The sequence below is a fragment of the Tersicoccus sp. Bi-70 genome, from assembly GCF_001968825.1.
Classification (GTDB): Bacteria; Actinomycetota; Actinomycetes; order Actinomycetales; family Micrococcaceae; genus Tersicoccus.
This window is the reverse complement of sequence record NZ_MIEU01000011.1, coordinates 177,182-200,654: the sequence shown is the minus strand read 5'-3', so window position 1 is coordinate 200,654 and position 23,473 is coordinate 177,182. Positions and strand designations below refer to the sequence as shown.

Annotated in this window: 24 protein-coding genes; 9 read left to right on the top strand and 15 right to left on the bottom strand. The window is 70.4% G+C overall.

Translation table 11 applies throughout. The annotated features are described in order from the left end of the window. Positions 1-46 precede the first annotated feature (46 nt). The gene (locus BGP79_RS07430; protein ID WP_076694736.1) at positions 47-1,063 is read right to left on the bottom strand and encodes an alcohol dehydrogenase; all 1,017 of its coding nucleotides are present in this window, start codon (positions 1,061-1,063) and stop codon (positions 47-49) included. Positions 1,064-1,177: 114 nt separating this feature from the next. Here BGP79_RS07430 and BGP79_RS07425 point away from each other — a divergent pair, with 114 nt between their 5' ends. Then, on the top strand, positions 1,178-1,963 hold the full coding sequence (locus tag BGP79_RS07425) for a DUF899 family protein (RefSeq protein ID WP_083701730.1): 786 nt from the start codon (positions 1,178-1,180) through the stop codon (positions 1,961-1,963). Continuing rightward, positions 1,960-2,454, top strand: coding sequence for an SRPBCC family protein (locus tag BGP79_RS07420; RefSeq protein ID WP_076694221.1), 495 nt, complete (start codon positions 1,960-1,962; stop codon positions 2,452-2,454). Before BGP79_RS07425 ends, BGP79_RS07420 begins: the two co-directional genes overlap by 4 nt. Here the strand turns inward: BGP79_RS07420 and BGP79_RS07415 are convergent. Then, entirely contained in the window at positions 2,451-3,227 is a 777-nt protein-coding gene (locus tag BGP79_RS07415; protein WP_076694218.1) for a phosphotransferase, read from the bottom strand. The two genes, BGP79_RS07420 and BGP79_RS07415, sit on opposite strands and share 4 nt — an antisense overlap. A gap of 11 nt (positions 3,228-3,238) precedes the next feature. After that, entirely contained in the window at positions 3,239-3,880 is a 642-nt protein-coding gene (locus BGP79_RS07410; protein WP_076694216.1) for an NAD(P)-dependent oxidoreductase, read from the bottom strand. Positions 3,881-4,058: 178 nt separating this feature from the next. Here BGP79_RS07410 and BGP79_RS07405 point away from each other — a divergent pair, with 178 nt between their 5' ends. Beyond that, complete coding sequence (locus BGP79_RS07405; protein WP_076694214.1) at positions 4,059-5,489, top strand: MFS transporter; 1,431 nt, start codon at positions 4,059-4,061, stop codon at positions 5,487-5,489. 316 nt (positions 5,490-5,805) lie between these two features. On the opposite strand, the gene BGP79_RS07400 is transcribed toward BGP79_RS07405, so the two are convergent. Beyond that, positions 5,806-7,521, bottom strand: coding sequence for an RNA-binding domain-containing protein (locus BGP79_RS07400; RefSeq protein ID WP_076694211.1), 1,716 nt, complete (start codon positions 7,519-7,521; stop codon positions 5,806-5,808). 99 nt (positions 7,522-7,620) lie between these two features. Then, the gene (gene dnaB, locus BGP79_RS07395) at positions 7,621-8,991 is read right to left on the bottom strand and encodes a replicative DNA helicase (RefSeq protein ID WP_076694209.1); all 1,371 of its coding nucleotides are present in this window, start codon (positions 8,989-8,991) and stop codon (positions 7,621-7,623) included. Positions 8,992-9,550: 559 nt separating this feature from the next. Between dnaB and BGP79_RS07390 the strand changes: the two genes are divergently transcribed. Then, positions 9,551-9,898 carry a hypothetical protein gene (locus BGP79_RS07390; protein ID WP_083701678.1) on the top strand — a complete coding sequence of 116 codons (348 nt, stop codon included), beginning with the start codon at positions 9,551-9,553 and terminating at the stop codon, positions 9,896-9,898. A gap of 138 nt (positions 9,899-10,036) precedes the next feature. Here the strand turns inward: BGP79_RS07390 and BGP79_RS07385 are convergent, their stop codons facing one another. Beyond that, entirely contained in the window at positions 10,037-10,816 is a 780-nt protein-coding gene (locus BGP79_RS07385) for an IclR family transcriptional regulator (RefSeq protein WP_083701677.1), read from the bottom strand. 120 nt (positions 10,817-10,936) lie between these two features. Between BGP79_RS07385 and BGP79_RS07380 the strand changes: the two genes are divergently transcribed. The 5 genes from BGP79_RS07380 (at position 10,937) to BGP79_RS07360 (ending at position 16,094) form a co-directional block, all read left to right on the top strand. Further along, positions 10,937-12,268 (top strand): CaiB/BaiF CoA-transferase family protein, encoded by a 1,332-nt coding sequence (locus tag BGP79_RS07380; protein WP_076694208.1) that lies wholly within the window; start codon positions 10,937-10,939, stop codon positions 12,266-12,268. A 28-nt stretch (positions 12,269-12,296) separates the two neighbouring features. After that, entirely contained in the window at positions 12,297-13,097 is an 801-nt protein-coding gene (locus BGP79_RS07375) for a crotonase/enoyl-CoA hydratase family protein (protein WP_076694206.1), read from the top strand. A gap of 65 nt (positions 13,098-13,162) precedes the next feature. Continuing rightward, positions 13,163-13,906: an acetoacetate decarboxylase gene (locus tag BGP79_RS07370; protein WP_076694204.1), complete on the top strand. Its 744-nt coding sequence runs from the start codon at positions 13,163-13,165 to the stop codon at positions 13,904-13,906. Further along, complete coding sequence (locus tag BGP79_RS07365) at positions 13,903-14,880, top strand: 3-hydroxyacyl-CoA dehydrogenase NAD-binding domain-containing protein (protein ID WP_083701676.1); 978 nt, start codon at positions 13,903-13,905, stop codon at positions 14,878-14,880. The genes BGP79_RS07370 and BGP79_RS07365 overlap by 4 nt, the downstream gene beginning before the upstream one ends. Next, positions 14,877-16,094: an acyl-CoA dehydrogenase family protein gene (locus BGP79_RS07360; protein WP_083701675.1), complete on the top strand. Its 1,218-nt coding sequence runs from the start codon at positions 14,877-14,879 to the stop codon at positions 16,092-16,094. Before BGP79_RS07365 ends, BGP79_RS07360 begins: the two co-directional genes overlap by 4 nt. A 77-nt stretch (positions 16,095-16,171) precedes the next feature. On the opposite strand, the gene rplI is transcribed toward BGP79_RS07360, so the two are convergent. From rplI to BGP79_RS07315, 9 genes are all read right to left on the bottom strand, one after another. Next, the gene (rplI, locus tag BGP79_RS07355) at positions 16,172-16,621 is read right to left on the bottom strand and encodes a 50S ribosomal protein L9 (protein ID WP_076694202.1); all 450 of its coding nucleotides are present in this window, start codon (positions 16,619-16,621) and stop codon (positions 16,172-16,174) included. Between the two features lie 18 nt (positions 16,622-16,639). Then, complete coding sequence (gene rpsR, locus BGP79_RS07350) at positions 16,640-16,879, bottom strand: 30S ribosomal protein S18 (protein WP_076694200.1); 240 nt, start codon at positions 16,877-16,879, stop codon at positions 16,640-16,642. Between the two features lie 156 nt (positions 16,880-17,035). Beyond that, positions 17,036-17,641: a single-stranded DNA-binding protein gene (locus tag BGP79_RS07345; protein WP_076694198.1), complete on the bottom strand. Its 606-nt coding sequence runs from the start codon at positions 17,639-17,641 to the stop codon at positions 17,036-17,038. Between the two features lie 67 nt (positions 17,642-17,708). After that, positions 17,709-18,014 carry a 30S ribosomal protein S6 gene (gene rpsF / locus BGP79_RS07340; protein ID WP_076694196.1) on the bottom strand — a complete coding sequence of 102 codons (306 nt, stop codon included), beginning with the start codon at positions 18,012-18,014 and terminating at the stop codon, positions 17,709-17,711. 225 nt (positions 18,015-18,239) lie between these two features. Continuing rightward, positions 18,240-19,103 carry an ABC transporter permease gene (locus tag BGP79_RS07335; protein WP_076694194.1) on the bottom strand — a complete coding sequence of 288 codons (864 nt, stop codon included), beginning with the start codon at positions 19,101-19,103 and terminating at the stop codon, positions 18,240-18,242. Next, positions 19,100-20,029 (bottom strand): ABC transporter ATP-binding protein, encoded by a 930-nt coding sequence (locus BGP79_RS07330; RefSeq protein ID WP_076694192.1) that lies wholly within the window; start codon positions 20,027-20,029, stop codon positions 19,100-19,102. The genes BGP79_RS07335 and BGP79_RS07330 overlap by 4 nt, the downstream gene beginning before the upstream one ends. 50 nt (positions 20,030-20,079) lie before the next feature. Continuing rightward, entirely contained in the window at positions 20,080-21,279 is a 1,200-nt protein-coding gene (locus tag BGP79_RS07325; RefSeq protein ID WP_076694190.1) for an MFS transporter, read from the bottom strand. 131 nt (positions 21,280-21,410) lie between these two features. Beyond that, the gene (locus BGP79_RS07320) at positions 21,411-21,815 is read right to left on the bottom strand and encodes a hypothetical protein (protein WP_076694189.1); all 405 of its coding nucleotides are present in this window, start codon (positions 21,813-21,815) and stop codon (positions 21,411-21,413) included. A 60-nt stretch (positions 21,816-21,875) separates the two neighbouring features. Then, positions 21,876-23,360, bottom strand: a complete 1,485-nt coding sequence (locus tag BGP79_RS07315) for a glycosyltransferase family 87 protein (RefSeq protein WP_076694187.1) — start codon at positions 23,358-23,360, stop codon at positions 21,876-21,878. Between the last annotated feature and the right edge of the window lie 113 nt (positions 23,361-23,473).

Below are 23,473 nucleotides of genomic sequence, written 5' to 3'. Positions count from 1 at the left end.
ATGCCCCATGAGGCATACGGCATGTCGCCTACTCAGTCGTCGGCGATCACTCGCCGGTGGTGAGCACCATCCGGAACCGCGCGTCGCCGGCCATCATCTTGTCATAGGCCGCCTGGGCGTCCTTGAGCGGCATCGTCTCGATGGAGGGCCGAACGCCCGTCAGGACGCTGAACTTCAGCGCGTCCTCGGAGTCCTTCGAGGTGCCGGAGGCGTGACCCTGGACGGCGGTGGACCCGGGGATCAGCGCGAAGGGCGGCACCTGCATCGGGTCGGCGGAGGCACCGACGACCACGAGCTGGCCGCGCGGGCGCAGACCACCGAGGGCCGGCGTCATCGCGTCCGGCACCGTCACGGTGGCGAGCACGACCGACGCGCCGCCGAGCTTGTTCAGTTCCTCCGCGACGTCCGACGCCGTGGAGTCGATGTAGTGATGGGCGCCGAGGTCGCGGGCGAGGGACTCCTTGTCGGTGCCGCGGGCGATCGCGACGGTCTCGAAGCCCATCTTGGCGGCGTACTGGATGCCGAGGTGGCCGAGGCCGCCGACGCCGAGGATGGCGACGACGTCGCCGGGCCGGGCGACCGACTCACGCAGCGCGTTGAACGTCGTCACACCCGCGCACAGCAGCGGGGCGGCGTCGACGTCGGAGAGGTCGTCGGGGATGCTCACCAGCGCCTCGGCGGGCGCGATCATGTACTCCGCGTAGCCACCGTCGTAGGCGATGCCGGCGACCAGACCGTTCTCGCAGGAGATGAAGTCGCCGCGGCGGCAGGAATCGCAGGTGAAGTCGCAGCCACCGAACCAGCCGACGCCGACCCGCTGGCCGGCCTTCCAGGCGCTCACCCCGTCACCCAGGGCATCGATCTCGCCGGCCACCTCGTGGCCGGGCGCGCGCGGGAAGTCGTTGCCCATGGCACCGGCCACGGTCAGGGAATCGGAGTGGCACACACCGCAGGCGCGCACGTGCACGCGGACCTGGCCGGGACCCGGTTCGGGGACCTCGACCTCGGTGATCTCGAAGGGAGCGTTGGCCTCGGGGACCCGGGCAATCGTCATGGTGGTCATGCTGGCGATGCTACCCATTGAACCTCCGCCAGGCCTGTGCCACTGTATGTGTACAGTGTCCACATTGGCGCTGCATCCGGCGATCTGTGACTCACGACCGATGAGGAGATGGACATGAACGCCACCCCTACCGCACTGCCTCCGGTGGTCGACGCGGACACCTGGCGGGAGCAGCTGGACGAGCTGCGCCTCCGCGAGAAGGCGGCGACCCACGAGCTGGACGCCATCGCCGCCCAGCGCCGCCGGCTGCCGATGGTCCGGCTGCCCGAGTACACCCTCGCCGGTGAGGACGGACCGGTACGGCTGGCCGACGTCTTCGAGGGCCGGTCCCAGCTGATCACCTACCACCACATGTGGTTCCCCGGGGAGCAGTGGCAGTGCGGCGGGTGCACCGGCTTCACGTCCCAGTACACGAGGCTGGACTTCCTGGACACGTACGACGCCCGGTTCGTCGTCGTCACGCAGGGGGCGATCGACGAGGCCCTGGCCTACCGCGACACCGTGGGCAACAAGATGACCTGGTACTCCACCGCCGACAGCCCGTTCGGCGCGGACATGGGCGCCCCCGCGGGCGCCGGGTTCGCGGTCAACGTGTTCCTGCGCGACGGGGACACCGTCTACCGCACCTGGCACACGGACGGTCGCGGCACCGAGCAACTGACGCACACCTTCCCGCTGATCGACCTGCTCCCGTGGGGCCGGCAGGAGGAGTGGCAGGACTCCCCCGCCGGGTGGCCGCGCAACACCACGTATGAGGGGTGGCTGGACTCCCCCGACATCGCGCGGCTGTACGGACCGGACGGCACGTCCGATCCCACGCCGGCGCGCACGAGCGGCACGACCAGCACCGCTGCCACCGCCGGCGAGCGCGGCGCGGTCGCCCCGCAGGTGACCCGATGACGCAGGCGCCCCCCGAGGAGCGGTACGTCCGCTCCCGCACGATCGATGCCCCGCCCGCGGCGGTCTTCGCCGTCCTGACCGACCCGTCCCGCCACCAGGAGACCGAACCTACCGACTGGGTGCGGGACGCGCGGGACACGGAGCGGCTGACGGCGGTCGGTCAGGTGTTCGCGATGAACATGTTCCACACCGGGGCGGGCGGGGACTACGTCATGCACAACACGGTGATCGCGCTCGAACCGGACCGGACGATCGCCTGGCGGCCCGGCCAGGAACACGACGGCGCCGTCCGCTCCGGCGGCTGGACGTGGCGATACGACCTGCAACCGACCGGCACCGGCACCGGCACCGGCACCGAGGTGACGCTGACCTACGACTGGTCGGCCGTACCCGAGAAGCTGCGTCAGTACGTCAACGTCCCGCCGTTCGAGCCCGAGTTCCTCGACCGGTCCCTGGCGGCGCTGGAGACGGCGGCGACGACGCCCCGCTAGGGGGCCGACAGCCGGGCCCGGATGGCCATCGCGTCGCGTTCGTAGAGCGCGGCGTGGTCGGCCAGCTCCGGGTTGTCCAGCTCGACCGCCTTCGCCACGGAGAACACGGCGAGCTCGTCGAGTCGCTCGGCCGCCGTCTCGAGCAGGCGATCGGCGGTGATGGCCGGCTCGCCGTACGTCGTCAGCACACGGTTCAGGCGCGCCTGGCGCTGGGCGTCGGTGAAGCCGTCCGCCCGGTCGATGGTCAGCGGGACGATCCGGTACGCGAGGTAGGCGAGGTCCCAGATCCGCGGACCGGGCGAGGCGTGGTCGACATCGATCAACCCCACCGCGCGGCCGTCCCGGAACACCATGTTGTACGGAGCCGCGTCGTTGTGGCAGACGACCTCGACCGGCTCGTGGACCGCCGAGCGCCACGGGCCGGTCCGGTCCGCGGTCGCGGACACCCGATGGAAGCGGCGCAGCAGGTCGACGGCGGAATCGAGGGCCTCGGGGGTCCACGACCAGGGCGGCATCGGGTAGGCGGGCACGTCCCCGTCGACGTACTCGAGCACCTCCCGCTCCCCGTGCCGCTCGTCCGTCTCGACGCCACGCGGCTCGGGCACGCCGTCCATCCCCTGCGCACGGCAGTGGGCGAGCAGGTGGTGGACCGCCGGGGTCCACGGGCCGGTGGTCCGCAGGACGACGTCGCCGCGCCGGCTCACCGGTCCCATGTTGCCGCCGGCGAGCACCCGCTCGGCCTCGTGCGCGTGCTCGCCGCCCGGCGTCGTCATCGGCAGCGGCCTCAGTACGCGACCGTGAACCGCTGCCGGTGGTGGACCGGCTGCTCGATCTCGTCGACGATCGCGGTCGCGAGGTCGGCCCCGGAGAGATCCGACTGGCCGTTCTCGTCGGTCAGCAGCACGTCGCCGCCGGTGCGATAGGTTCCGGTGGCCTCACCGGGCGCGTAGGCGCCGAAGCCGGCGGCCGGGCTGACGAAGAACCAGTCCAGCGCCTCGTCCTGCTGCTGCAGCCAGTCGAGGACGTCGGTCAACTCCTCGGCCTCGGCCTTGAAGGCGTCGGGGAACTCGGCGGTGTCCATCAGCCGGGGTCCGTCCGGCGCCACCCGCAGCGAACCGGCCCCGCCGATGATCCCGAACCGGGTGCCGTTGCGCTGCGCGTGCCGGGCGACGTTCTCGGCGGCGGGCGCCACCTGCCCGGCCATGGTGCCCCGCGGGGAGACGGTCACGATGACGACGTCGGCGTCCACGGCGGCCGCGGCGACGGCGTCGTCGGTGATGGATCCCGCCCGGTAGGTGACGCCGTCGAGCTGCTCGTCGGGGACGGTGCGGCTGATCGCGGTGACGGTGTGTTCGCGGCGGGCGGCCTCGGCGACGAGGTGGGCGCCGGCGTACCCGGTGCCGCCGATCACGGTGATGCGTGCCATGTGTTCTCCTTCACGATGGAGCGGGATGCTCACCCATCACAAGGCCGCCCGGAGGCCCGGCATTCCCGGGATGGGGGACGTTTTCACGGCGTTCCGGGCCCCTGCCGGCCGATCCCGCCCGGGCGTAGGGTGGACCTGCTCCGCCCGGGAGTGGTTCCCACGAAAGGCAGCGGTCCCCATGTTCGGTCCCGATAACGTCCGTCGACGGTGGCGCGTCGAGGACATCACCGTCACGAAGCCCGACGTGATCAAGCGGGCCATCGCGGCCGCCGCCATCGGCAATGTCACCGAGTGGTACGACTTCGGCGTCTACGGCTACCTGCAGACCACCATCGAGGGGGTCTTCCTGCCCAAGGACGCGGGGGTGGCGGGTGGCATCATCGTCGCGGGTCTGTTCGCCGTGGCCTTCCTGGTCCGCCCGTTCGGCGGGATGTTCTTCGGACCGCTGGCGGACCGCATCGGGCGCAACAAGGTGCTCGCGGTGACCATGATCATGATGGCGCTGGGCACCTTCGCCATCGGCGTGCTGCCGAGCTACGCCGCCATCGGGATCGGCGCCCCGTTCCTGCTGCTGGCCTGCCGGCTGGTGCAGGGCTTCTCGACCGGCGGCGAGTACGGCAACGCGATGACGTTCATCGCCGAGTACGCGCCGGACCGCCGCCGCGGCTTCCTCGGCAGCCTCCTCGAGGTCGGCACCTTCGTCGGCTACCTCCTCGGCGCCACCATCGCCACCCTCGTCGGTCTCCTGCTGCCCGCCGAGGCGCTGACGTCCTGGGGCTGGCGGCTCCCGTTCTTCCTGGCCCTGCCCCTGGGTTTCGTCGGCGTCTACCTGCGGTCCAAGCTCGCGGACACCCCCGCGTACCTGCAGCTGGAGAAGGAGTCGGAGGACCGCGAGAAGGAGCACAAGGTCGCCGGCGAGTTCAAGAAGATCTTCTCCCTGTGGCCGAACCTGCTCGCCTGCATCGGCCTCGTGCTGGCGTGGAACGTCACCAACTACATGCTCACCGCGTATATGCCGACCTTCTTCCCCGACATCGAGCGGGTCCAGGGCTCGGTCAGCATCTCCCCGGTGACGTCGCAGATCCTGCAGATCATCGTGATGGCCGTGTGCGTGGTGATGATCCCCATCATCGGCAGGCTCTCCGACCGGTTCGGGCGGAAGCTGATCGTCCGCATCGGCTCGGTGGCCCTGATCGCGCTGTCGATCCCGTCCCTGCTGCTGATCCGCGGCACCGGTGAGGTCAGCGTCCTCGCCGGGCTGCTGATCATGGGCTTGAGCCTGATCTGCTTCAGCGCGACGATGCCGTCGACGCTGCCCTCGCTGTTCCCGACCGTGGTGCGGGCCGGCGCCCTGTCGATCGCGTTCAACATCTCCGTCTCGCTGTTCGGCGGTACGACGTCGACCGTGATGAAGGCGCTCGTCGGCGCGACCGGTGACCTGATGTGGCCGGCCTACTACCTGATCACCGCCGGCGTCATCGGCCTGGTCTCCATCCACCGGGTGCCCGAGTCCAACGGGCAGGCCCTGTGGGGCTCCACCCCGTCCGCCGGGTCGAAGCAGGAGGCCAAGGAGATGGTCGCGGACCTGAAGGCGGAGGCCGCCGGCTGAGCCGGTGGTGTGTCGTAGGCGCCTGCCATCGCCGCCGGACCGTCGCGGTCGGATGGCTTGGAGGTAGCCCGCGTTGTGATCTCGGGCGGTGCGTTCCTTCACCGCGGCGAGGTCGGACGGCCTTTCACGGTGTCTCGTTCAGTGGTGCCACGATCGACAGACCTTCCCGTGAACCTTGTGCAGCGTCACAGACACCGGACGCCGTTGGTTCTGGCAGCGGCCGGCATCATCGGCCTCGTTATCGTCCGCCGACCGGACGGTGCTGCGGCTCGAGACACAACTGCTGACAGGTCCGGTCACACAGCACCCCTCTCCATCATCGGTCCTTCTTCGCCTTTGCTGGGAGCCAGCGGATCGCGGGGCCCCGGTTCGGACCGTCAGGATCTTTGACCAAGACGTTGGCCGCTCGAAGCTCATTGAGGACTTGATTGGCCTGTTGAACGTCCAGGTCGAACATGTTCCGAATCGTCTTGTTGGTGATCCAGCCGTACTCCCTCAAATGCGCCTCCACGCGCGGTCGTGCCGAACTCGCACGTGCACGATGCTGCACAGCGGTTCCCAGTGCGCGCGCGACGTTGGGCCGTAGTCTCCATCTCTCGCCCCGGCGTGCGTCGCCATCGCGATCAAGCAGAGCCGAGGGACCCGAAGCCAGCCCATCGAGTCGATCTCGCGCTTCGGGTGCGGTGACCTGCAGTAGCCGGGTGGCGTCGATCAGCGTCAGGGTCGAGCGTTGGCACAGGTGCACCAGCGAGAGCATGGCATCGACGTTCTCGCGCAACGAAGTTGGCAGAGTCGCTATGTAGCCAGCGAACGCTCGGTTTGGAGCACCGCTGGAGAAGTAGACCTCAAGCGAGTACTCATCAGCGCGAATCCCTGGAACCTGCTGACCAACACGCACTTGCTCGCGGAACATTCGATCGATGCCGCGGGAGGCGCGCTCCGCCAGTCCGAGTTGTTGCATGGCCGACATGAGCGTTGGGTTTCGGGGCGTCGAGACGGTGCTCAGCAGTCGATCCTCCGTGACGCCGAAGGGCAGACCACCGGGAGACCATACACGCAAGGCTGTAGGGGAATGATCGATCACCACCCGCTCGGGCCGGGAGTAATCGCGATGTACGAGTGCGTTGGTGACCGCCTCGTCTACCGCGATCGGAGAGAAGTCGGGAAGTGCAACCTCCTGTCCACCGCTCAGACCGATATGCGCCACTTCCGGATCGATGCTGCCCCGCGTCGCTTCGAGCGCGCGAGGTAGGAGCAGCACCAGGGGTTCGCGCAATCGGCGAACGGAGGGCTCAGCACCCGCAGCTGATCGGGTCAACAGGTCAAGCGCGTCCTGCTCGGGATCACAAAAGAGGGTCTCGCCGGCGATCAACAGTCGATCGTCGCGGTCGACCACGTTGAGTGCTCGGAGCAGTGTCAGGTCATCTAGGTCTGCCATCTGGTGCCGGAGGTCGGTCATCCGCTTCAGGAATTCTCTCGCCTGCCGCATCGCTGCCGCGGATACGTCGCGCCAACTTCGATCGGACGGACGGGCTGTGAGATCAGGATTGCGACGTTCGTGGGCCAACGCCCGCCTGGCATCCTCGGACAGGGGCGCGCAGGACGTTCCATTACGACCCAGCGCCTTGCCCTTGGTGTCAGTGACCAAGTCAAGACCCTCAGGAACCGTGATCACGAGAAGGCGGGTGCCCGCAAACTCCACCTCGTCGATCGGTACGGTCAGCTGTGGCCTGGTGTTGTTGTAAACCTTGCTCCGCAGGAATGCGGGGTCGACCTTAGTGCCGAGAAAGGCATCCGGGCCTGGCAAGCGATCGTCGACTCCGAGTACGATCCGACCCCCTCGAGCGTTGGCGAAGCAGACCACGGCATCGACCAACTCCTCGACAAGGCGTGCTTGAGGGTTGCCCGGCGCCCCCGGGCCGGTCACCGTGTGCGGATCTCGCTTGAAGTCCAGCACGTCGGTTTCAAGAGAACCTGCGGTGGCGCCGTCGACGATCTGCTGGAGCGAGTCCGCCAAGGTGGCAAGTTTCATGGGAAGTTTCTATCACGACATGACGCTCGATGAAGACAGAAACTCACGAGAAACTCAGCGCGTTGCGCGCACGGACCCTGCATCCGGGCTTCGCGGTCCCTACATCCCATCCGGGGCCATGTTGTTGAACCGCGAGTAGTGGCCCTGGAAGGCGACCTCGATGTTCTTCGTCGGGCCGTTACGGTGCTTGGCGACCATGATGTCCGCGCTGCCTGCCTTCTCCGACTCCTTGTTGTAGAGGTCCTCGCGGTGCAGCAGGATCACCATGTCCGCGTCCTGCTCGATCGAGCCGGACTCACGCAGGTCCGAGACCATCGGCCGCTTGTCGGTGCGCTGCTCCGAGCCACGGTTCAGCTGGGAGAGGGCGATCACCGGGATCTCCAGCTCCTTGGCCAGCAGCTTCAGCGCACGGGAGAACTCGGAGACCTCCTGCTGACGCGACTCGACGCGCTTGCCCGAGGACATCAGCTGCAGGTAGTCCAGCACCACGAGCTTGAGGCCGTGGTTCTGCTTGAGGCGCCGGCACTTGGCGCGGATCTCCATCAGCGACATGTTCGGGGAGTCGTCGATGAACAGCGGCGCGTCGTTGAGCTTCTGCGACACGGCCGCGATCTTGGTCCAGTGCTCCTGCCGCAGCGATCCCTTGCGCAGGTCCTGCAGGTTGATGGTCGCCTCTGCTGAGAGGATGCGCATGGCGATCTCGTTGCGGCTCATCTCAAGAGAGAAGACGACGGTGGGCAGCTCGTGCTTGATCGCCGCGGACCGGGCGATGTCCAGGGCGAACGTCGACTTGCCGACCGCCGGACGTGCGGCGATGACGATCATCTGGCCGGCCTGGAACCCGTGGGTCAGCTCGTCGAACTCGTAGAAGCCGGTGGGCACACCGAGCATGCCCTCGCTGCGGCCCGACGCGGACTCGATCTCGTCGATCGTGTGCTCCATGATCGCCGAGAGCGGCGCGTAGTCCTCGTTGGAGCGGGTGTCCGCCACCGAGAAGATCTCCGCCTGCGCGGCGTTGACCAGGTCGTCGACCTCGCCGTCGCTGGAGTAGCCGAGCTGCACGATCTTGGTGCCCGCGTCCACGAGCCGCCGCAGCACCGCACGCTCACGGACGATCTCGGCGTAGAAACCGGCGTTCGCGGCGGTCGGCACCGAGGAGATGAGGGTGTGCAGGTAGGCGGGGCCGCCGATGCGGGACAGCTCGCCGCGCTTGTTCAGCTCGTCGGCGACGGTGACGGCGTCGGCCGGCTCGCCCTTGCCGTAGAGCGTGACGATCGAGTCATAGATGTTCTCGTGCGCGGGCCGGTAGAAGTCGCTGCCCTTGAGCACCTCGACGACGTCGGCGATGGCGTCCTTCGAGAGCATCATGCCGCCGAGGACGCTCTCCTCGGCCACCAGGTCCTGCGGCGGGGTGCGCGAGAACTCGTCCTGCCTCGACCGCTGTTCCCGATCCAGTTCCCCGATCGACACGCCGACCCCTCTGCTCCTGATGTACGTCCTGCTGTCTGTCCTCACGACGGGCGTCCGCGAGGACTCCGTCCGTGGTACTCCCGGTCTACCGCCGTCCACCGACAGAACCCGCAACCCCATCCCGCACCCGATCGATCACGGCGATCCGGAAGGCGATCACGAGGGTCCGATCGAGCCCATCACGAAGGTGTGGACGACGACTGCCGAGGGGAGGACAGGGCCACGCTAGCCCCCACCGGCGGGAGCACCAACCTCACCGTCCACCGCCCGGCGGCTGCCCTGTGGGCGACACGCCGCACACTGTGGAAAACGCCGTGGACAACTGTGCACGCCATGGGGACGACGATGTGGATTCACCAGTGGATAACTTCGCATACCCGCTCTGACAAGGGAAAAGACGGCGCACATCCTGTGGACGACGAATACCTTGCTGGCGTGTCCGATCCACAGCAGGCTTGTTGACAACGAGGCACTCCGCCCCGTATCACGGTCTGAACAGCACGCGATCCACCGGCCCGAGAGGTGCATCACGACGACCCCAAACGCCGGAGTCCGCTACGTGCGCGCTCTGGCAGCGAAGGACCGCACCGCCTTGGCCGCGGTGCTCTCCCCCGACGTCGACTTCCGGGCCATGACGCCGCACCGCTTCTGGGAGGCGGACCACGCCCAGGAGGTGGTGGACGTCCTGCTCGGCCACTGGTTCGAGGACGCTGACGAGATCACCGCCGTCCTCGGGACGAGCGAGGACGACGTCGTCGACCGGCACCGGATCAGCTACCGGATGACCGTCCGCAATCCCCGAGGTGACCATGTCGTGGAGCAGACGGCGTACTACGACCTCGACGGCGACCGGATGACGCTGCTGCGCGTGATCTGCTCCGGGTTCATCCCGACCACCAGTCCCTGAGACCGGCCCGCACGCGGGCACCGACCTCGCACCCGGTCCCGAACTTCCATACCGATTGCGGGGATCTGGCGCGAGGCCCCGAACAGGGACGAACGTACTCGGGACCTGATGCGGCTCGGGCGGCATCCGGGGACCGCGTCAGCGCTGCGCCCAGCGTTCCGCCTCGGCCCGCAGCAGCCGTCGGTGCGCCGTCAGGGCGCGGTCGCTCACCGAGGAGCGGTGATTGGTCAACGACACCGCCGCCACGGCGTGGCCGCCCTCGAGCACGGGCACCGCGATGGCCCGGGCCTCGGGCAGCCGCGCGCCGGAGAACCCGAGTTCGTACCCGCTCTCGCGGATACCGGCCAGCCGATCCAGCATCCGGACCGCCTCCTCGGGCGGCAGGTGCGCCGCGACGATCCGACGCCGCTCGCCCGGCTCGAGGTGGGCGAGCAGCACCCGACCCACCGCCGTTTCGGTCAGGTGCGCCCGGCTCTGCATGCTGATCTGGAAGCTGAAGGCCTCGTCCGTGCTCGCCCAGTCCATGTACACGGACTCCGCGCCCACCCGCACCGCCAGGATGGCCGAGGCCCCGGTCTCCGCCCGCAGCCGTTCCAGGTCGGCGTGCCGCACGCTGAGCACCGGTGGCCGCGCGGCGGCGCGGTGCGTCAGGTAGAAGACCGCCGGTCCCAGCGTGAAGCGGTGGTTCGACTCCGTCACGTACCCGGTCGCCACCAGACCGTTCACCAGCTTCTGCACCGAGGACACCGGTGCTGTCAGCTCCCGCGCCAGCTCGGTCAGCGTCGCCCCGTCCGGCACCGCGACGACGAGTTCGAGGATCCGCACGACGCGGTCCACGGTGCGGTGATGCGTCCGCCGCGTCGAGTCGCCCGCGTCCGTGCTTCCGCCGGTGCCAGCGTCGCCGTCGTCCTCAGCCATCCATTGAGCCTAGCTCCGCGGGTTACCCATATGGGTAGCTTTATCGCCATTTGCGAAAGATTACGCCTAGCGTGATTCCTGGATTCAGTGAGACAACCTAAGCATCACGAAAGGTGCGGCATGACGCCCGACCAGACCCCCCTCACCCCCGGCGCCCTCGACGGCGTCCGGGTCATCGACCTCTCCACCGTCGTGATGGGCCCCTACGCCACCCAGCTCCTCGGCGACCTCGGCGCCGACGTGATCAAGGTCGAACCGCCCGCCGGCGACGTCAGCCGCCGCACCCAGCCCCAGCCCGGGGAGGGCATGGGGCCGCTCAGCCTCAACGTCAACCGGAACAAGCGCAACGTGCGGCTGAACGCGAAGGACCCGGACGGCCGGCAGGCGATCCTCGATCTGATCGCGACCGCCGACGTGCTCGTGACCAACATGCGACCCGCCGCCCTTCGCCGCCTCGGCTTCGACCACGAGAGCCTCGCCGAGGTCAACCCGAAGCTCATCCACTGCAGCGCGCAGGGCTTCCGCTCCGACTCCGCCCGCGCCGACCACGCGGCGTACGACGAGATCGTCCAGTCCGCCGGCGGCATGACCGACCTGATGCGCCGTGCGACCGGCAGCCCCACCTACGCCCCGACGATCCTGGCCGACAAGGTGTGCGCCCTGACCATCGTCTACTCGGTCCTCGCCGCCCTGCTCCACCAGCGCGCCACCGGCCGCGGCCAGCACATCGAGGTCCCCATGACGGACGTCCTGCTCTCCTTCAACCTGGTCGAACACCTCGCCGGGCAGACCTTCCAGCCGGCACTCGGCCCGGCCGGCTTCCCCCGGTCCCTCTCCGCCGGCCACAGTGCCTACGAGACCGCCGACGGCTGGGCCTGCATCCTGCCCTACACCCCGAAGAACATCCACGACTTCTTCGCCGCGCTCGGGGAGGACGACCTCGCCGACGACGAGCGGTTCTCCACCAACGCCGCCCTCGCCCGGCACTACGTCGACCTGTACGCCCTCATCCGCGAGCGCGCGTCCCAGCGGACGACCGCCCAGTGGGAGGAGCTGTGCGTCGCCCGCAGCATCCCCTTCGCCGCCGTCGCGGACCTGGACACCGTGATGGACGACGACTACGTCACCAGCGGCGGCCTCGTGCCCGTCGTCGAGGACGAGACGCTCGGCGCCTTCCGGTCCCCACTGCCGGGCATGATCTTCTCCGACACCCCGGTGACCATCCGCCGGACCCCGGCCGCTCTGGGCGCCGACACCGTCGACGTCCTGCGCACCCTCGGCTACGACGACGCGAGGATCGCGGCGCTGACCCGCGAGGCCGAGGACAGCACCGCCGGCCGCACGCCGATCACCGCGACGGCCACCGCCCGCGAACACGGCGACGAAGACACCGAATACACCGCCACCGACGACGCCGCGACCGGGCTGGCCGCGACCGGCACGTCCCACTGACGACCCTCGACACCCGGAGAATCGCCCCATGAACAGCACCGACGTGAACCCCACCGACACCACCGACGACCGCCCGCTGCTCGTCACCGAACACGGCGCGGTGATGGTGATGACGATCAACCGCCCGCACGCCCGCAACGCCATCGACCTCGGCCTGGCCACCGCCCTCGCGGAGGCGACCACCGAACTCGACGCCCGGCCGGACCTGCGCGTCGGCGTCCTGACCGGCAGCGCCGGCGTCTTCAGCGCCGGCATGGACCTCAAGGCCTTCGCCGCCGGGCAGACCCCCACCGTGCCCGGCCGCGGCTTCGGCGGCCTGGTCGAGGCGGAGGTCGCCACCCCGCTGATCGCCGCGATCGAGGGATACGCCCTCGGCGGCGGACTCGAGCTCGCCCTCGCGTGCGACCTCGTCGTCACCGCCCGGGACGCCCGGCTCGGGCTGCCGGAGGTGACCCGCGGCCTCGTCGCCGGGGCCGGCGGCGTCTTCCGCCTGCCGCGCCGCATCCCGCGCGCCCTCGCCCTGCAGATGATGCTCACGGGCGAACCGATCGACGGCGCCCGGGCCGCCGAGCTCGGGCTGGCCGTCGAGGCCACCGAACCCGGCCAGTCGCTCGAGGCCGCCCTCGACCTCGCCGAGCGCATCGCCACCAGCGCACCGCTCGCCCTCGCCGCCGTCACCCGCATCCTGCGGGAGACCGAGGGCCTCTCCGACGCCGAGGCGTTCGCCGTCCAGCGGCCCATCATCGCGTCGCTCAAGGACTCCGCCGACGCCGCCGAGGGCGCCCGCGCCTTCGCCGAGAAGCGACCCCCGCAGTGGACCGGTCGCTGAGGAATCCCTCGCTGACCGGCCCCGTCCCACCAGAACACCAGCACCACCACCGAGAGAAGCTGAGCATGACCCTCGACGACGTCATCGCCGCCGGCTCGACCCCGCTGACCGCCCCCGCGTACTCGCGCCGGCCGCACCGGTTCACGAACCGTGAATACCTGACCATCACCTACCGCACCGATCCGGAGGCCCTGCGCGCCGCCGTCCCGGAGCCCCTCACCCCGCACCCGGACGCGCTCGTCCGCTTCGAGGTGATGCGGATGAACCAGGTCACCGGCTTCGGCCCCTACACCGAATCCGGCCAGGCCATCCTCGTCACCTTCGACGGCGAGGAGGGCGAGTACCTGCACGCGATGTACCTGGACCACTTCGGCGCCACCACCAGCGGCCGCGAGCTGTCCGCCTACCCGAAGGCTCCCGGCAGCCCGCGCCTGCGCATCGAGGCCGAGGCCCTGGTCGGGACGCTCGACATCGGCAGCGAACGGGTGGCCACCGCCACCATGCGCTACCAGGACCGGCCGCTGGACCCCGCCGAGGCCGCCGCGCAGATCGGTGTCCCGACGTTCATGGTCAAGATGATCCCGGGCTACACCGGGCCGACGGCCGTCGACCTGGTCCGCACCCGGATCACCGACCTCACCGTCACCGAGGCGTGGACCGGCGACGCGCGGCTCGCACTCCACCCTCACGTCCTCGCCCCGCTGGCCGACCTGCCCGTCCGGGATATCGTCGCGACCAGCCACATCCTCGCCGACCTGACCCTCGCACCGGTCCAGCCGGTCTTCTCCTACCTGGAGGCAACCCGATGAATCACTCCACCCCGTCCGCCGTCCTGCCCTCGCGGGCAGCGATCGTCGGCGCCGGCACGATCGGCCTGTCCTGGGCCCGGCTGCTGGCCGACCACGGCATCGACGTCCGCATCAGCGACCCGCGGCCCGACCTGGCCGAGGCCATCGACCGGGCCTTCACGGCCGACGGGACCACCTCCCCGGCCGCGGCCCGGTCCCGGGTGAGCACCGCCGACGACGTCGAGACGGCCGTGGCCGGCGTGGACCTGGTCATCGAGGCCGGCCCCGAGCGCCTGCCGTTCAAGCAGGAGCTCTTCGGGCGGATCGCGGCCGCCGCGCCCGCCGAGGCCCTGCTGACGACGTCGACGTCGGGCATCCTGCCCACGGACATCGCCCGGGACCTGCCGGACGACGCCGCCGCCCGCCTGCTCGTCGCCCACCCGTTCAACCCGCCGCACGTGCTGCCGCTGGTGGAGATCGTGCCGGGTGAGCGCACCGCCCCGCCGGCGGTCGAGAGGGCCATGGCCCTGTTCGCGGCCCTGGGCAAGGAGCCCGTGCTCGAGCGCCGGGAGATCGAGGGCTTCATCGCCAACCGGCTGCAGTCGGCGATCCTGCGGGAGTCGTTCTGGCTCGTCCAGCAGGGCTACGCCACCGCCGCGGACCTCGACCGCATCGTCACCGCATCACTGGGCCCCCGCTGGGCCGTGCACGGACCCTTGGCCAGCTTCCACCTCGGCGGCGGCGCCGGCGGCGTCCGGCACATGCTCGACCACCTCGGACCCGGCATGCTCGCCAAGTGGGACACCTACGCCAGCCCGGACCTCGCGCCCGAGGCGGTCGCCCCGATCATCGCCGAACTCGAGCAGACCTATCCGCGGGACGGGTTCGCCGCGACCACGGCCGCGCGTGACGCCGCCCAGCTCGCCGTGATCGCCGCCCGCGACGGCAGCGCCAACAGCGCCAGCAGCACCACCATTCCTCAGGAGGACGCATGACCGACACCATCACCACACAGACCAGCCAGACGGAAACCGCCTTCGCCCCGCACCTCTCGGACAGCTTCGGCTACGAGAACCTGCTCGACGACCAGCAGCGCGAGATCATCCTGCGCGTGCGGGCGTTCCTGCGGGAGAAGGTCGCCCCGATCGCGGACGACGCCTGGGAGCGGGCCGAGTTCCCGCACCACCTGATCCCCGAGTTCGGCAAGCTCGGCGTCGTCGGCCTGACCTACCCCGAGTTCACCGACCGGGTGCAGAGTCGGCTCTTCTCCGGCTTCCTCAACCTGGAGATGTCCCGGGTCGACCCGTCGATCAACACCTTCTTCGGCGTCCACTCGGGCCTGGCGCTGTCCAGCATCTACCTGTGCGGCTCGGCCGAGCAGCGCGAGCGGTGGATCCCGTCGATGCTGGACTTCGGCACCGTGGGCGCCTTCGGCCTGACCGAACCGGAGCACGGCTCCGACGTCGCCGGCGGCCTGGCGACCACCGCCCGCCGGGAGGGCGACACCTGGGTGCTCAACGGCGCCAAGCGCTGGATCGGCAACGGCACCTTCGCCGACCTCGTCGTCATCTGGGCGCGAGACGAGGAGACGAACAAGGTCCTCGGCTTCGTCGTCGAGAAGGGCACACCCGGCTTCTCCGCCACCGCCATCACGGGCAAGATCGCCCTGCGCACCGTGCAGAACGCGGACATCGTGCTCGACGACGTGCGGATCCCCGCCGCCAACAAGCTCGCGAACGCCAACTCGTTCCGGGACACCGCCCGGGTGCTCAAGGTGACCCGCGGCGGCGTCGCCTGGGGTTCCGTCGGCCTGCAGATGGGCGCCTACGAGAAGGCGCGGCAGTACGTGCTGGACCGGCAGCAGTTCGGCCGACCGCTCGCGAAGTTCCAGCTGGTGCAGGAGCACCTGGCCACGATGCTCGCGAACATCACCACGTCGCTGGGCCTCGTCGTCCGGCTCGCGCAGCTGCAGGACGCCGGTGAGGACACCGACGACCAGGCGGCCCTGGCCAAGTCCACCGCCACCCTGGCGATGCGGGACACCGTCGCCCGCGCCCGGGAGGTGATGGGCGGCAACGGCATCGTGCTCGAACACGGCGTCGCCCGCTTCTTCGCCGACGCGGAGGCGATCTACTCGTACGAGGGCACCAAGGAGGTCAACCAGCTCATCGTGGGCCGGGCGATCACCGGGATGGGCGCCTTCGTCTGATCCGCACCGGGACGCACGAAGGGCCGGGCACCGTGACGGTGCCCGGCCCTCGACGTGGAACCGTCAGGTGAGTCCCGTCAGAGGGGGACGACCTGCAGATCGATCGTGGCGGAGACGTCCTCGTGCAGACGGACGGTCGCCTGGTAGGTGCCGGTGGACTTGATGTGTCCGGGCAGCTCCAGCGTGCGCTTGTCGATCGAGCCCAGCCCGGCCGCGGACACCGCCGTGGCGACGTCGTCGGTCTTGACCGTGCCGAACAGGCGGCCGGACTCGCCGGTCTTCACCTTGATCTGCACGGGGGTGGACGCGAGCTTCGCGGCCAGCGCCTGGGCGTCGGCCAGCGAGGCGACGGCACGGGCCTTGCGGGCCGCGCGGATCGACTCGACCTGCTTCTCGCCACCGCGGGACCAGGCCAGCGCGAAGCCACGCGGGAGGAGGTAGTTACGGGCGTACCCGTTCTTGACCTCGACCACGTCGCCCGCGGTACCGAGCCCGGTGACTTCCTGGGTCAGAATCAGCTTTGCCATGGGAATGGTTCCTTTCGCTCAGCCGCGGCCGGCGCCGGAGTAGGGCAGCAGGGCGACTTCGCGCGCGTTCTTGATCGCCAGCGCGATCTTGCGCTGCTCCTGGACGGACACGCCGGTCACGCGACGGGCGCGGATCTTTCCGCGGTCGGAGATGAACTTGCGCAGGAGGGCGACGTCCTTGTAGTCGATCACAGTGACGTCGGCCGCCTTGAGCGGGTTCTGCTTCGGTTTCGGCTTGCGGATCTCAGCCTTGGCCATCGTGGTGCTCCTTCATCTTTCGTGGAGCCCGCGGACACGGTCCGCGGGATGGGGTGAATGGTGATGATGGGGTGACGACGTGCGTCACCCGTTCGTCCCGGCGCGGGGCCGGGACGTGACGATCGGAAGGGCCGCTCGACGAGGGGCGGCCGACGATCAGAACGGAGGCTCGGAGTCCGCGCCGTTGCCCCACCCCGAGGAGGTGGAGGTCCCGGGCGTGGCCCACGGGTCGTCGCCGCCCTGCTGGCCGCCGCTGGAGTTGCCGCCGCCGTAGCCACCCTGACCGCCGCCGGAGTTGCCTCCGAAGCCGCTGGAATTGCCGCCGGCGTTGCCACCGCCACCGCCGCCGAAGCCGGAGTTGCCGCCGCCGAAGCCGCCGCCTCCCTGGCCGCCGCCGCGGGCGTTGCGGTTGATCTTGGCCGAGGCGTACCGCAGCGAGGGGCCGATCTCGTCGACCTCCAGCTCGATGACGGTGCGCCGCTCGCCTTCCTTGGTGTCGTACGACCGGGACTTCAGGCGACCCTGGGCGACCACGCGGGTGCCCTTGGTCAGCGTCTCGGCGACGTTCTCGGCCGCCTCACGCCACACCGACGCGCGGAGGAACAGCGTCTCGCCGTCCTTCCACTCGTTGGCCTGGCGGTCGAACGTCCGGGGGGTGGACGCGATCGTGAAGTTCGCGACGGCGGAACCGGACGGTGTGAACCGCAACTCCGGATCGGCCGTCAGGTTGCCCACGACGGTGATGACGGTCTCGCCTGCCATCTGCCCTGCCTTCCGTGATTGACGTGAGTGGATCGATTCGACCGGGTCGGGTGACTCGGTCGCGGGATCACTCGGCGCTGACGCGCTGCTCTTCCGGACGGGTGATCTTGGTCCGCAGGATCGTCTCGTTCAGGTTGAGCTGACGATCGAGTTCCTGGGCGCCGGCGGGGGTCGAGTGGAAGTTGACGACGGCGTAGATGGCCTCGTTCTTCTTCTGGATGTCGTAGGCCAGGCGACGACGGCCCCAGATGTCCACCTTGTCGACGGTCCCGCCGTCGTTGCGGACGACGTTGAGGAACTTGTCCAGCGACGGCTGGACGGAGCGCTCCTCGACCTCGGGGTCGATCAGAACCATCAGTTCGTATTCACGCATGTGTGAACCCACCTCCTTCGGGCTAACGGCCGCGGTCCTTCCGCAGCAGGAGGTTCGTGCGTTGGTCGGTGCGGGCGGGTGATCGCGTCGCGGCGGCCATGGACGGACGCGCGCGGACAGGACCGTGCCCAGCACAGACTTCCCCATCCTACCAGTCGGGCGTCGCCGCGGCAGACGGGAGGTCGGCCGATCGGAGGCGCCACCGGGCGCGAGACCGCCTGCGGGTCAGACGTCCCGCGTCTGGATGAGTGCGATACCGGCGCCGATCAGGACGACCGGCCAGGCCGCGATCACCGCCCAGGAGCCGGCGGCGTCGAGCTTGCCCGACGCGGTGGGGTCCAGGGCCTGGGTGTGCGCGGTGCTCGGCAGGAACGCGGCGACCCACTCGACCCAGTCCTGCCGGAAGATGGCGACGAGGATCGGGAAGACGAGCAGGATCGCCACGAGGACGACGATCGCCGCCGCCGTGTTCCGGATCAGGGCGCCGAGGCCGAGGCCCATGACCGCAACGGCCGCGGCGTAGAGGCCGGAGAGGAAGACGATCTGGGGCACGAGCCGCGCGTCGAACGGGAAGTCGAGGTCCGCCGGGGCGAGCAGCGGCTGCGCGACGACGTAGCCGAGCAGCTCGCACACGGTGATCGTCACCCAGGAGACGACGGTGAGGACGATCGCCTTGGCGATCAGCACGGGCCAGCGTGCGGGCACCGCGATCATCGTCGCCGTGATGGACCGGTTGCCGAACTCGCCGGAGACGAACATCGCCCCCATCGAGCCGAGCACGAGGATCGCCAGGGTGAGTCCGGACGACGGGACGGTGTGCACGAAGTCGGTCCCGCCCGCGGCGGCCGGGCCCCCGGGGCCACCGGGACCGGCGCCCCGGCTGTCCTGGCTGAAGGAGGCGATGCCCCAGGCGCTGAGTGCGGCGAAACCGACCATCAGGACGACGGTGACGAGCAGCAGCACCCAGGTGGAGCGCAGGCCGAAGAACTTGATGGTCTCGGCGGCGAGCACCCGGCCGAAGGACGGGCCGGCGCCGGGCCGGCTGCCGGCGCGGTGCGACGGTGCGGGGGCGGAGGTGGCGGCGCTCATCGGGTCTTCCCTTCGGCGACCGGCTCGGTCGCGCGGTAGTCGACGTGGTCGTGCGTCAGGCGCAGGTAGGTGTCCTCGAGGGACGCGCGCAGGGGCGTGAGCTCGCTCAGCAGGAGGCCGTGGTCCAGAGCCGCCCGGGAGATCTGCAGCGGGTCCCGGCCGGTGACGACGAGGGCGCCGTCCGTGCGGGTCTCGACGGTGACGCCGTCGCCGTCGATCGCGTGGCTGAGCCGCTCCGCGTCGGGGGACCGGACCAGCACCCGGGCCTGTCCCTCCCCCGCGAGCATCTCCTCGATCGGGGCGTCGGCCATCAGCCGGCCCTGCGCGACGACGACGAGGTGGTCCGCGGTCTGCGCCATCTCGCTCATCAGGTGGGAGGAGATGAGCACCGTGCGCCCCTCGGCCGCGAGCGCCCGCGCGAGGTTGCGCACCCAGATGACGCCCTCGGGGTCCAGCCCGTTGACCGGTTCGTCCAGCACGAGCACCCCCGGGTCGCCCAGCATGGCGGTGGCGATGCCGAGCCGCTGCCCCATGCCGAGCGAGAAGCCGCCGATCCGCTTGCCGGCGACGTCGGAGAGACCGGTCAGACCGAGCACCTCGTCGACGCGGCGGGTGGGGATGCCGTGCGTGGCGGCGAGGGCGCGGAGGTGGTTGCGGGCGGTGCGGCCCGGGTGGACGGCGCGCGCCTCGAGCAGGGTCCCGACCTCACGCAGCGGGGAGGCGAGCTCCTGGTAGCGCTTGCCGTCGAAGGTCACCGATCCGGACGTGGGCCGGTCGAGGCCGACGGCGACGCGCATGGTGGTGGACTTGCCGGCCCCGTTCGGGCCGAGGAACCCGGTGACGGAACCGGAACGGACGGTGAAGGAGAGGTCGTCGACGGCGACCTTCTCCCCGAATCGCTTGGTCAGGTGGTCGACCTGGATCATGCCGCTGCCTCTCGTGTCCCTCGTGGGGTGACGGGTCGGTGGTTCCCACGCTACCGAATGCGGTCGCCGCTCTCGACGGTGGGCTGCGGCACCGGGTCGGGCCGCGCGGCCCGGACCGCGAACGTGGAGGCGAGCGCGACGGCCCCGACGGCCAGCAGGGCGGTCCGGATGCCGACGTGGTCCCCGAGGAACCCGAGGAGGGGCGGCCCGGCGAGGAACGCCGAGTACCCGATCGTCGTGACCACCGAGACGCGGGCGGCGGCACGCCGGGGCTCGTCCGCGGCGGCGGAGATGCCCAGGGGGAAGCCCATGGCCGCGCCGGCGCCCCACAGCACGGCGCCGATCAGGGCGGGCACGATGCCGGGCCCGAGGACGAAGAGCACGACGCCGATCAGCCCGGTGGCGAAGCTGGCGTAGAGCACGACCACCCGGCCGAACCGGTCCACCAGGGCGGAGCCGGCGTACCGGAACACGGTCATGGACAGGACGAACGCGGCGAAGGTCAGCGCACCGGTCGCCTGGTCGACGCCGAGGCCGTCGACCGCGGCCTTGGCGATCCAGTCGTTCGCGGCGCCCTCCGTCAGCGCGGCGCCGAGCACGATCAGGCCGAGCACGAGAGTGCGGGGTTCCTTCCACGCATCGAGCCGTCCGGGGGCCGGACCCTGGTGGGGTTCGTGCACGGTGTCCGGCAGGAACCAGCGCGGGATCACGGCCATCGCGACGATGGCGAGGACGACGATGCCCCACAGGTGCGCGGGGAGGGCGACCCCTGCGCCGGCCATGCCGGCGCCGACGAGCGCGCCGATGAAGGCGCCGCCGGAGAAGCCGGCGTGCAGCTTGGGCAGCACGGTGGCCCGCAGGGCCCGCTCCACCTCGGTGCCCTGGATGTTCATCGCCACATCCCACAGGGCGATCCCGGCGCCGAGGACGAAGAGGGCGACGCCGGTCAGGGGAACGGAGGCGGCGGTCAGGGCCCCGCCGAGCGCCGCGGCACCGACCGCGGCGATGACCGCGCCCACGCGGACGCTGGACGCCGATCCGAGGCGGTTGACGATCGCGCCGCTGAGCGGCAGGGAGATCAGGGAGCCGACGGCGCCGAAGAGGAGCAGACCGCCGATCTGGCCGGAACTGAGGTGGAGCAGTTGCGCGGCGGCGGGGATGCGGGCGGCCCAGCTGGCGAAGAGGAAGCCGTTGAAGACGAAGACGACGAAGGTGGCGACGAGTGCGGCGCGGGTCGAGCGGGTGGACACGCGTCCAGCCTAGGGCGACCCGGCGTGGCCGGACCGCTCCGCGTCGTCCCGGGACGCCGATCGGCGCACCGCCGGGACGAGGCGGTGCGCCGATCGTGATCACTCAGGGAGGAAGGGAAGCCGTCGATGAATCACCCCCGTCCCTTGCGCGGGGGCAGGGAAGCGGTGGACCGCACCAGCTGGATGGGAACCGTGAGGGTGGCCGGCTGCTGCTGCGCGATGACGGGGGACGACGAGGCACTGCGCGCGGCGTCGGAGGCCGCCGCCTGGGCCGGCAGGGCCGAGCCGGTGGCCAGCGTCGCGGTCAGCACGGCGGCGGCGCCGAGCCGGCGCCACAGGCGGCGCGGGCGCTGCCGCGCCGCAGGGGTGGCCCTACCGGTGCGCGGCCGGGTCGCGGCGGACGCCGCGTCGGCACGGTCCATAGCGATCGAGCCCGTGGTGACCAGGCCGTTGGCGGCGACCAGGGACGGGGTGTGGGCGTAGCTGATGAGGGCTCGCGGCTGGGTCGCTCCGTGACGGCCTGGGTGCTCTGACATGACGTCCTCCGGTTCTGCTGGGCTGGTGTTGTCCATTCCAGGTCCCGGAGTTGGGTCGGGTCACAGACGGGGCTGTGGGTCTCCTGTGTCCGTCGGAATCCGCGTCGTACCGGCCTCGACCGTGCCCGCGCTCCGCGTCGCCGACGTCGCCTGACGCCGTCTCACGGTGATCCAGGGCAGCACGTCGACCGCACGGGAGAACGGTCCGCCCTGGGGGTCGTCGATGCCTTGCTGGCGCACGACGTCGAGGTCCGGGCGGAGCATCTCCCGGACGACGGCGGCCATCAGGTAGAGCAGGGCGACCATGTGCGCGATCACGGCGAGGGAGTAGTAGAGCTTGTCGATGTTGTGCTGGGCGTTCCCGCCTGAGGTGAGCTGGCCGAGGTAGAGCCAGGTCGCCGCCCAGTGCTGCACCTCGATCACCTGCCACCCGAGGAAGCTGCGCCAGCGTGGCCGCGCGAGCGCCAGGAGCGGGACCAGCCAGAGCACGTACTGCGGGGAGTAGACCTTGTTGGTCAGCACGAAGGCCGCGACGACGAGGAACGCCAGCTGCGCGATCCGGGGGCGCCGGGGGCTGGTCAGACCGAGCAGGGCGACGGCCAGGCAGCACAGGACGAACAGCCCGGTGCTCAGGGTGTTGACGGTGTCGATCGGCAGCGCGGCCAGATGGAAGCGGTCCGCCATCACCTCCTGGACGTACCAGAAGGAGGAGAAGCCGGCAGGCCGGTCGCGGGTGAAGTCGAGGAAGTACCGCCAGCCCGGGTAGTCGATCAGCATGAGCGGCAGGTTCACGGCCAGCCAGCTCACGGCCGTCCCGAGGGCGGCGAGCGCGAGCGGGCGCCAGCGCCCGGTGCGGATCGCGAGGACGAGGATCGGCCCGAGCAACAGCAGGGGGTACAGCTTGACGGCGGTGCCGAGCCCGATGAGCACGCCGGCGAGCACGGGCCGCTCCCGCGCGAACGCGAGCATGGCCAGCGCGGCGAGCATCACCGCCCAGAAGTCCCAGTTGATGGTCGCCGAGATGATCACCGCCGGCGCCACGGCGAGCATCGCCGCGTCCCACGGGCGGCGGTGACTCATCCGCGCGGTCGCCACGACGGCGACGATCCACGTGGCAGCCACGAGGACGGCGTTGATGTCGAAGTAGGCGGTGCTGCGGGCCACCGATGCGCCGCTGCCGGGCACGACGAGTGCGGTGAGGCCGGCGAGGGCGCCGAGCAGCACGGGGTACTCGAACCGCTGCCCCGGCGTGATGAACGGCAGGACCCCGGTGTCGAGGCCACGCTGGTGGAACAGCTCGCCCCAGTCGGAGTAGCAGGCGGCGTAGAAGTGGTCGGGAGTGTGCCAGCCGTTGACGCGGCAGTACTGCTTGACGACGACGGAGAGCACCGCAGCGAGCACCGTCAGGAGAACCAGGACGCGCTCGACGGTGAAGAAGCCGGGGGCGACGAGCCCGGGGGCACTGTGGCGGCCGAGGACACCGCCCACGCCCTCGCTCAGCCGGCGCAGCACCGGGTCGGCCCGGGTCGGGCTGACGATGCGCATCACGCGGAGGCGACCCGGCCGCGCAGGCCTGGACGGGCGCCGACGGCCGGAGGGGCCGTTCGTCCGACCCGGAGGGTGCTGCGCGGTCATCACGTCCTCTCGGGCTCGGGCCC

Coding starts and splice junctions, on each gene's coding strand:
- BGP79_RS07315 (WP_076694187.1), bottom strand. CDS start 23,360: ATGCGCATCGTCAGCCCGACCCGGGCCGACCCGGTGCTGCGCCGGCTG.
- rplI (WP_076694202.1), bottom strand. CDS start 16,621: ATGGCAAAGCTGATTCTGACCCAGGAAGTCACCGGGCTCGGTACCGCG.
- BGP79_RS07360 (WP_083701675.1), top strand. CDS start 14,877: ATGACCGACACCATCACCACACAGACCAGCCAGACGGAAACCGCCTTC.
- BGP79_RS07380 (WP_076694208.1), top strand. CDS start 10,937: ATGACGCCCGACCAGACCCCCCTCACCCCCGGCGCCCTCGACGGCGTC.
- BGP79_RS07375 (WP_076694206.1), top strand. CDS start 12,297: ATGAACAGCACCGACGTGAACCCCACCGACACCACCGACGACCGCCCG.
- BGP79_RS07410 (WP_076694216.1), bottom strand. CDS start 3,880: ATGGCACGCATCACCGTGATCGGCGGCACCGGGTACGCCGGCGCCCAC.
- BGP79_RS07385 (WP_083701677.1), bottom strand. CDS start 10,816: ATGGCTGAGGACGACGGCGACGCTGGCACCGGCGGAAGCACGGACGCG.
- BGP79_RS07420 (WP_076694221.1), top strand. CDS start 1,960: ATGACGCAGGCGCCCCCCGAGGAGCGGTACGTCCGCTCCCGCACGATC.
- BGP79_RS07400 (WP_076694211.1), bottom strand. CDS start 7,521: ATGAAACTTGCCACCTTGGCGGACTCGCTCCAGCAGATCGTCGACGGC.
- BGP79_RS07415 (WP_076694218.1), bottom strand. CDS start 3,227: ATGACGACGCCGGGCGGCGAGCACGCGCACGAGGCCGAGCGGGTGCTC.
- BGP79_RS07320 (WP_076694189.1), bottom strand. CDS start 21,815: ATGTCAGAGCACCCAGGCCGTCACGGAGCGACCCAGCCGCGAGCCCTC.
- BGP79_RS07430 (WP_076694736.1), bottom strand. CDS start 1,063: ATGACCACCATGACGATTGCCCGGGTCCCCGAGGCCAACGCTCCCTTC.
- BGP79_RS07335 (WP_076694194.1), bottom strand. CDS start 19,103: ATGAGCGCCGCCACCTCCGCCCCCGCACCGTCGCACCGCGCCGGCAGC.
- BGP79_RS07370 (WP_076694204.1), top strand. CDS start 13,163: ATGACCCTCGACGACGTCATCGCCGCCGGCTCGACCCCGCTGACCGCC.
- BGP79_RS07330 (WP_076694192.1), bottom strand. CDS start 20,029: ATGATCCAGGTCGACCACCTGACCAAGCGATTCGGGGAGAAGGTCGCC.
- rpsF (WP_076694196.1), bottom strand. CDS start 18,014: ATGCGTGAATACGAACTGATGGTTCTGATCGACCCCGAGGTCGAGGAG.
- rpsR (WP_076694200.1), bottom strand. CDS start 16,879: ATGGCCAAGGCTGAGATCCGCAAGCCGAAACCGAAGCAGAACCCGCTC.
- BGP79_RS07365 (WP_083701676.1), top strand. CDS start 13,903: ATGAATCACTCCACCCCGTCCGCCGTCCTGCCCTCGCGGGCAGCGATC.
- BGP79_RS07405 (WP_076694214.1), top strand. CDS start 4,059: ATGTTCGGTCCCGATAACGTCCGTCGACGGTGGCGCGTCGAGGACATC.
- BGP79_RS07425 (WP_083701730.1), top strand. CDS start 1,178: ATGAACGCCACCCCTACCGCACTGCCTCCGGTGGTCGACGCGGACACC.
- BGP79_RS07345 (WP_076694198.1), bottom strand. CDS start 17,641: ATGGCAGGCGAGACCGTCATCACCGTCGTGGGCAACCTGACGGCCGAT.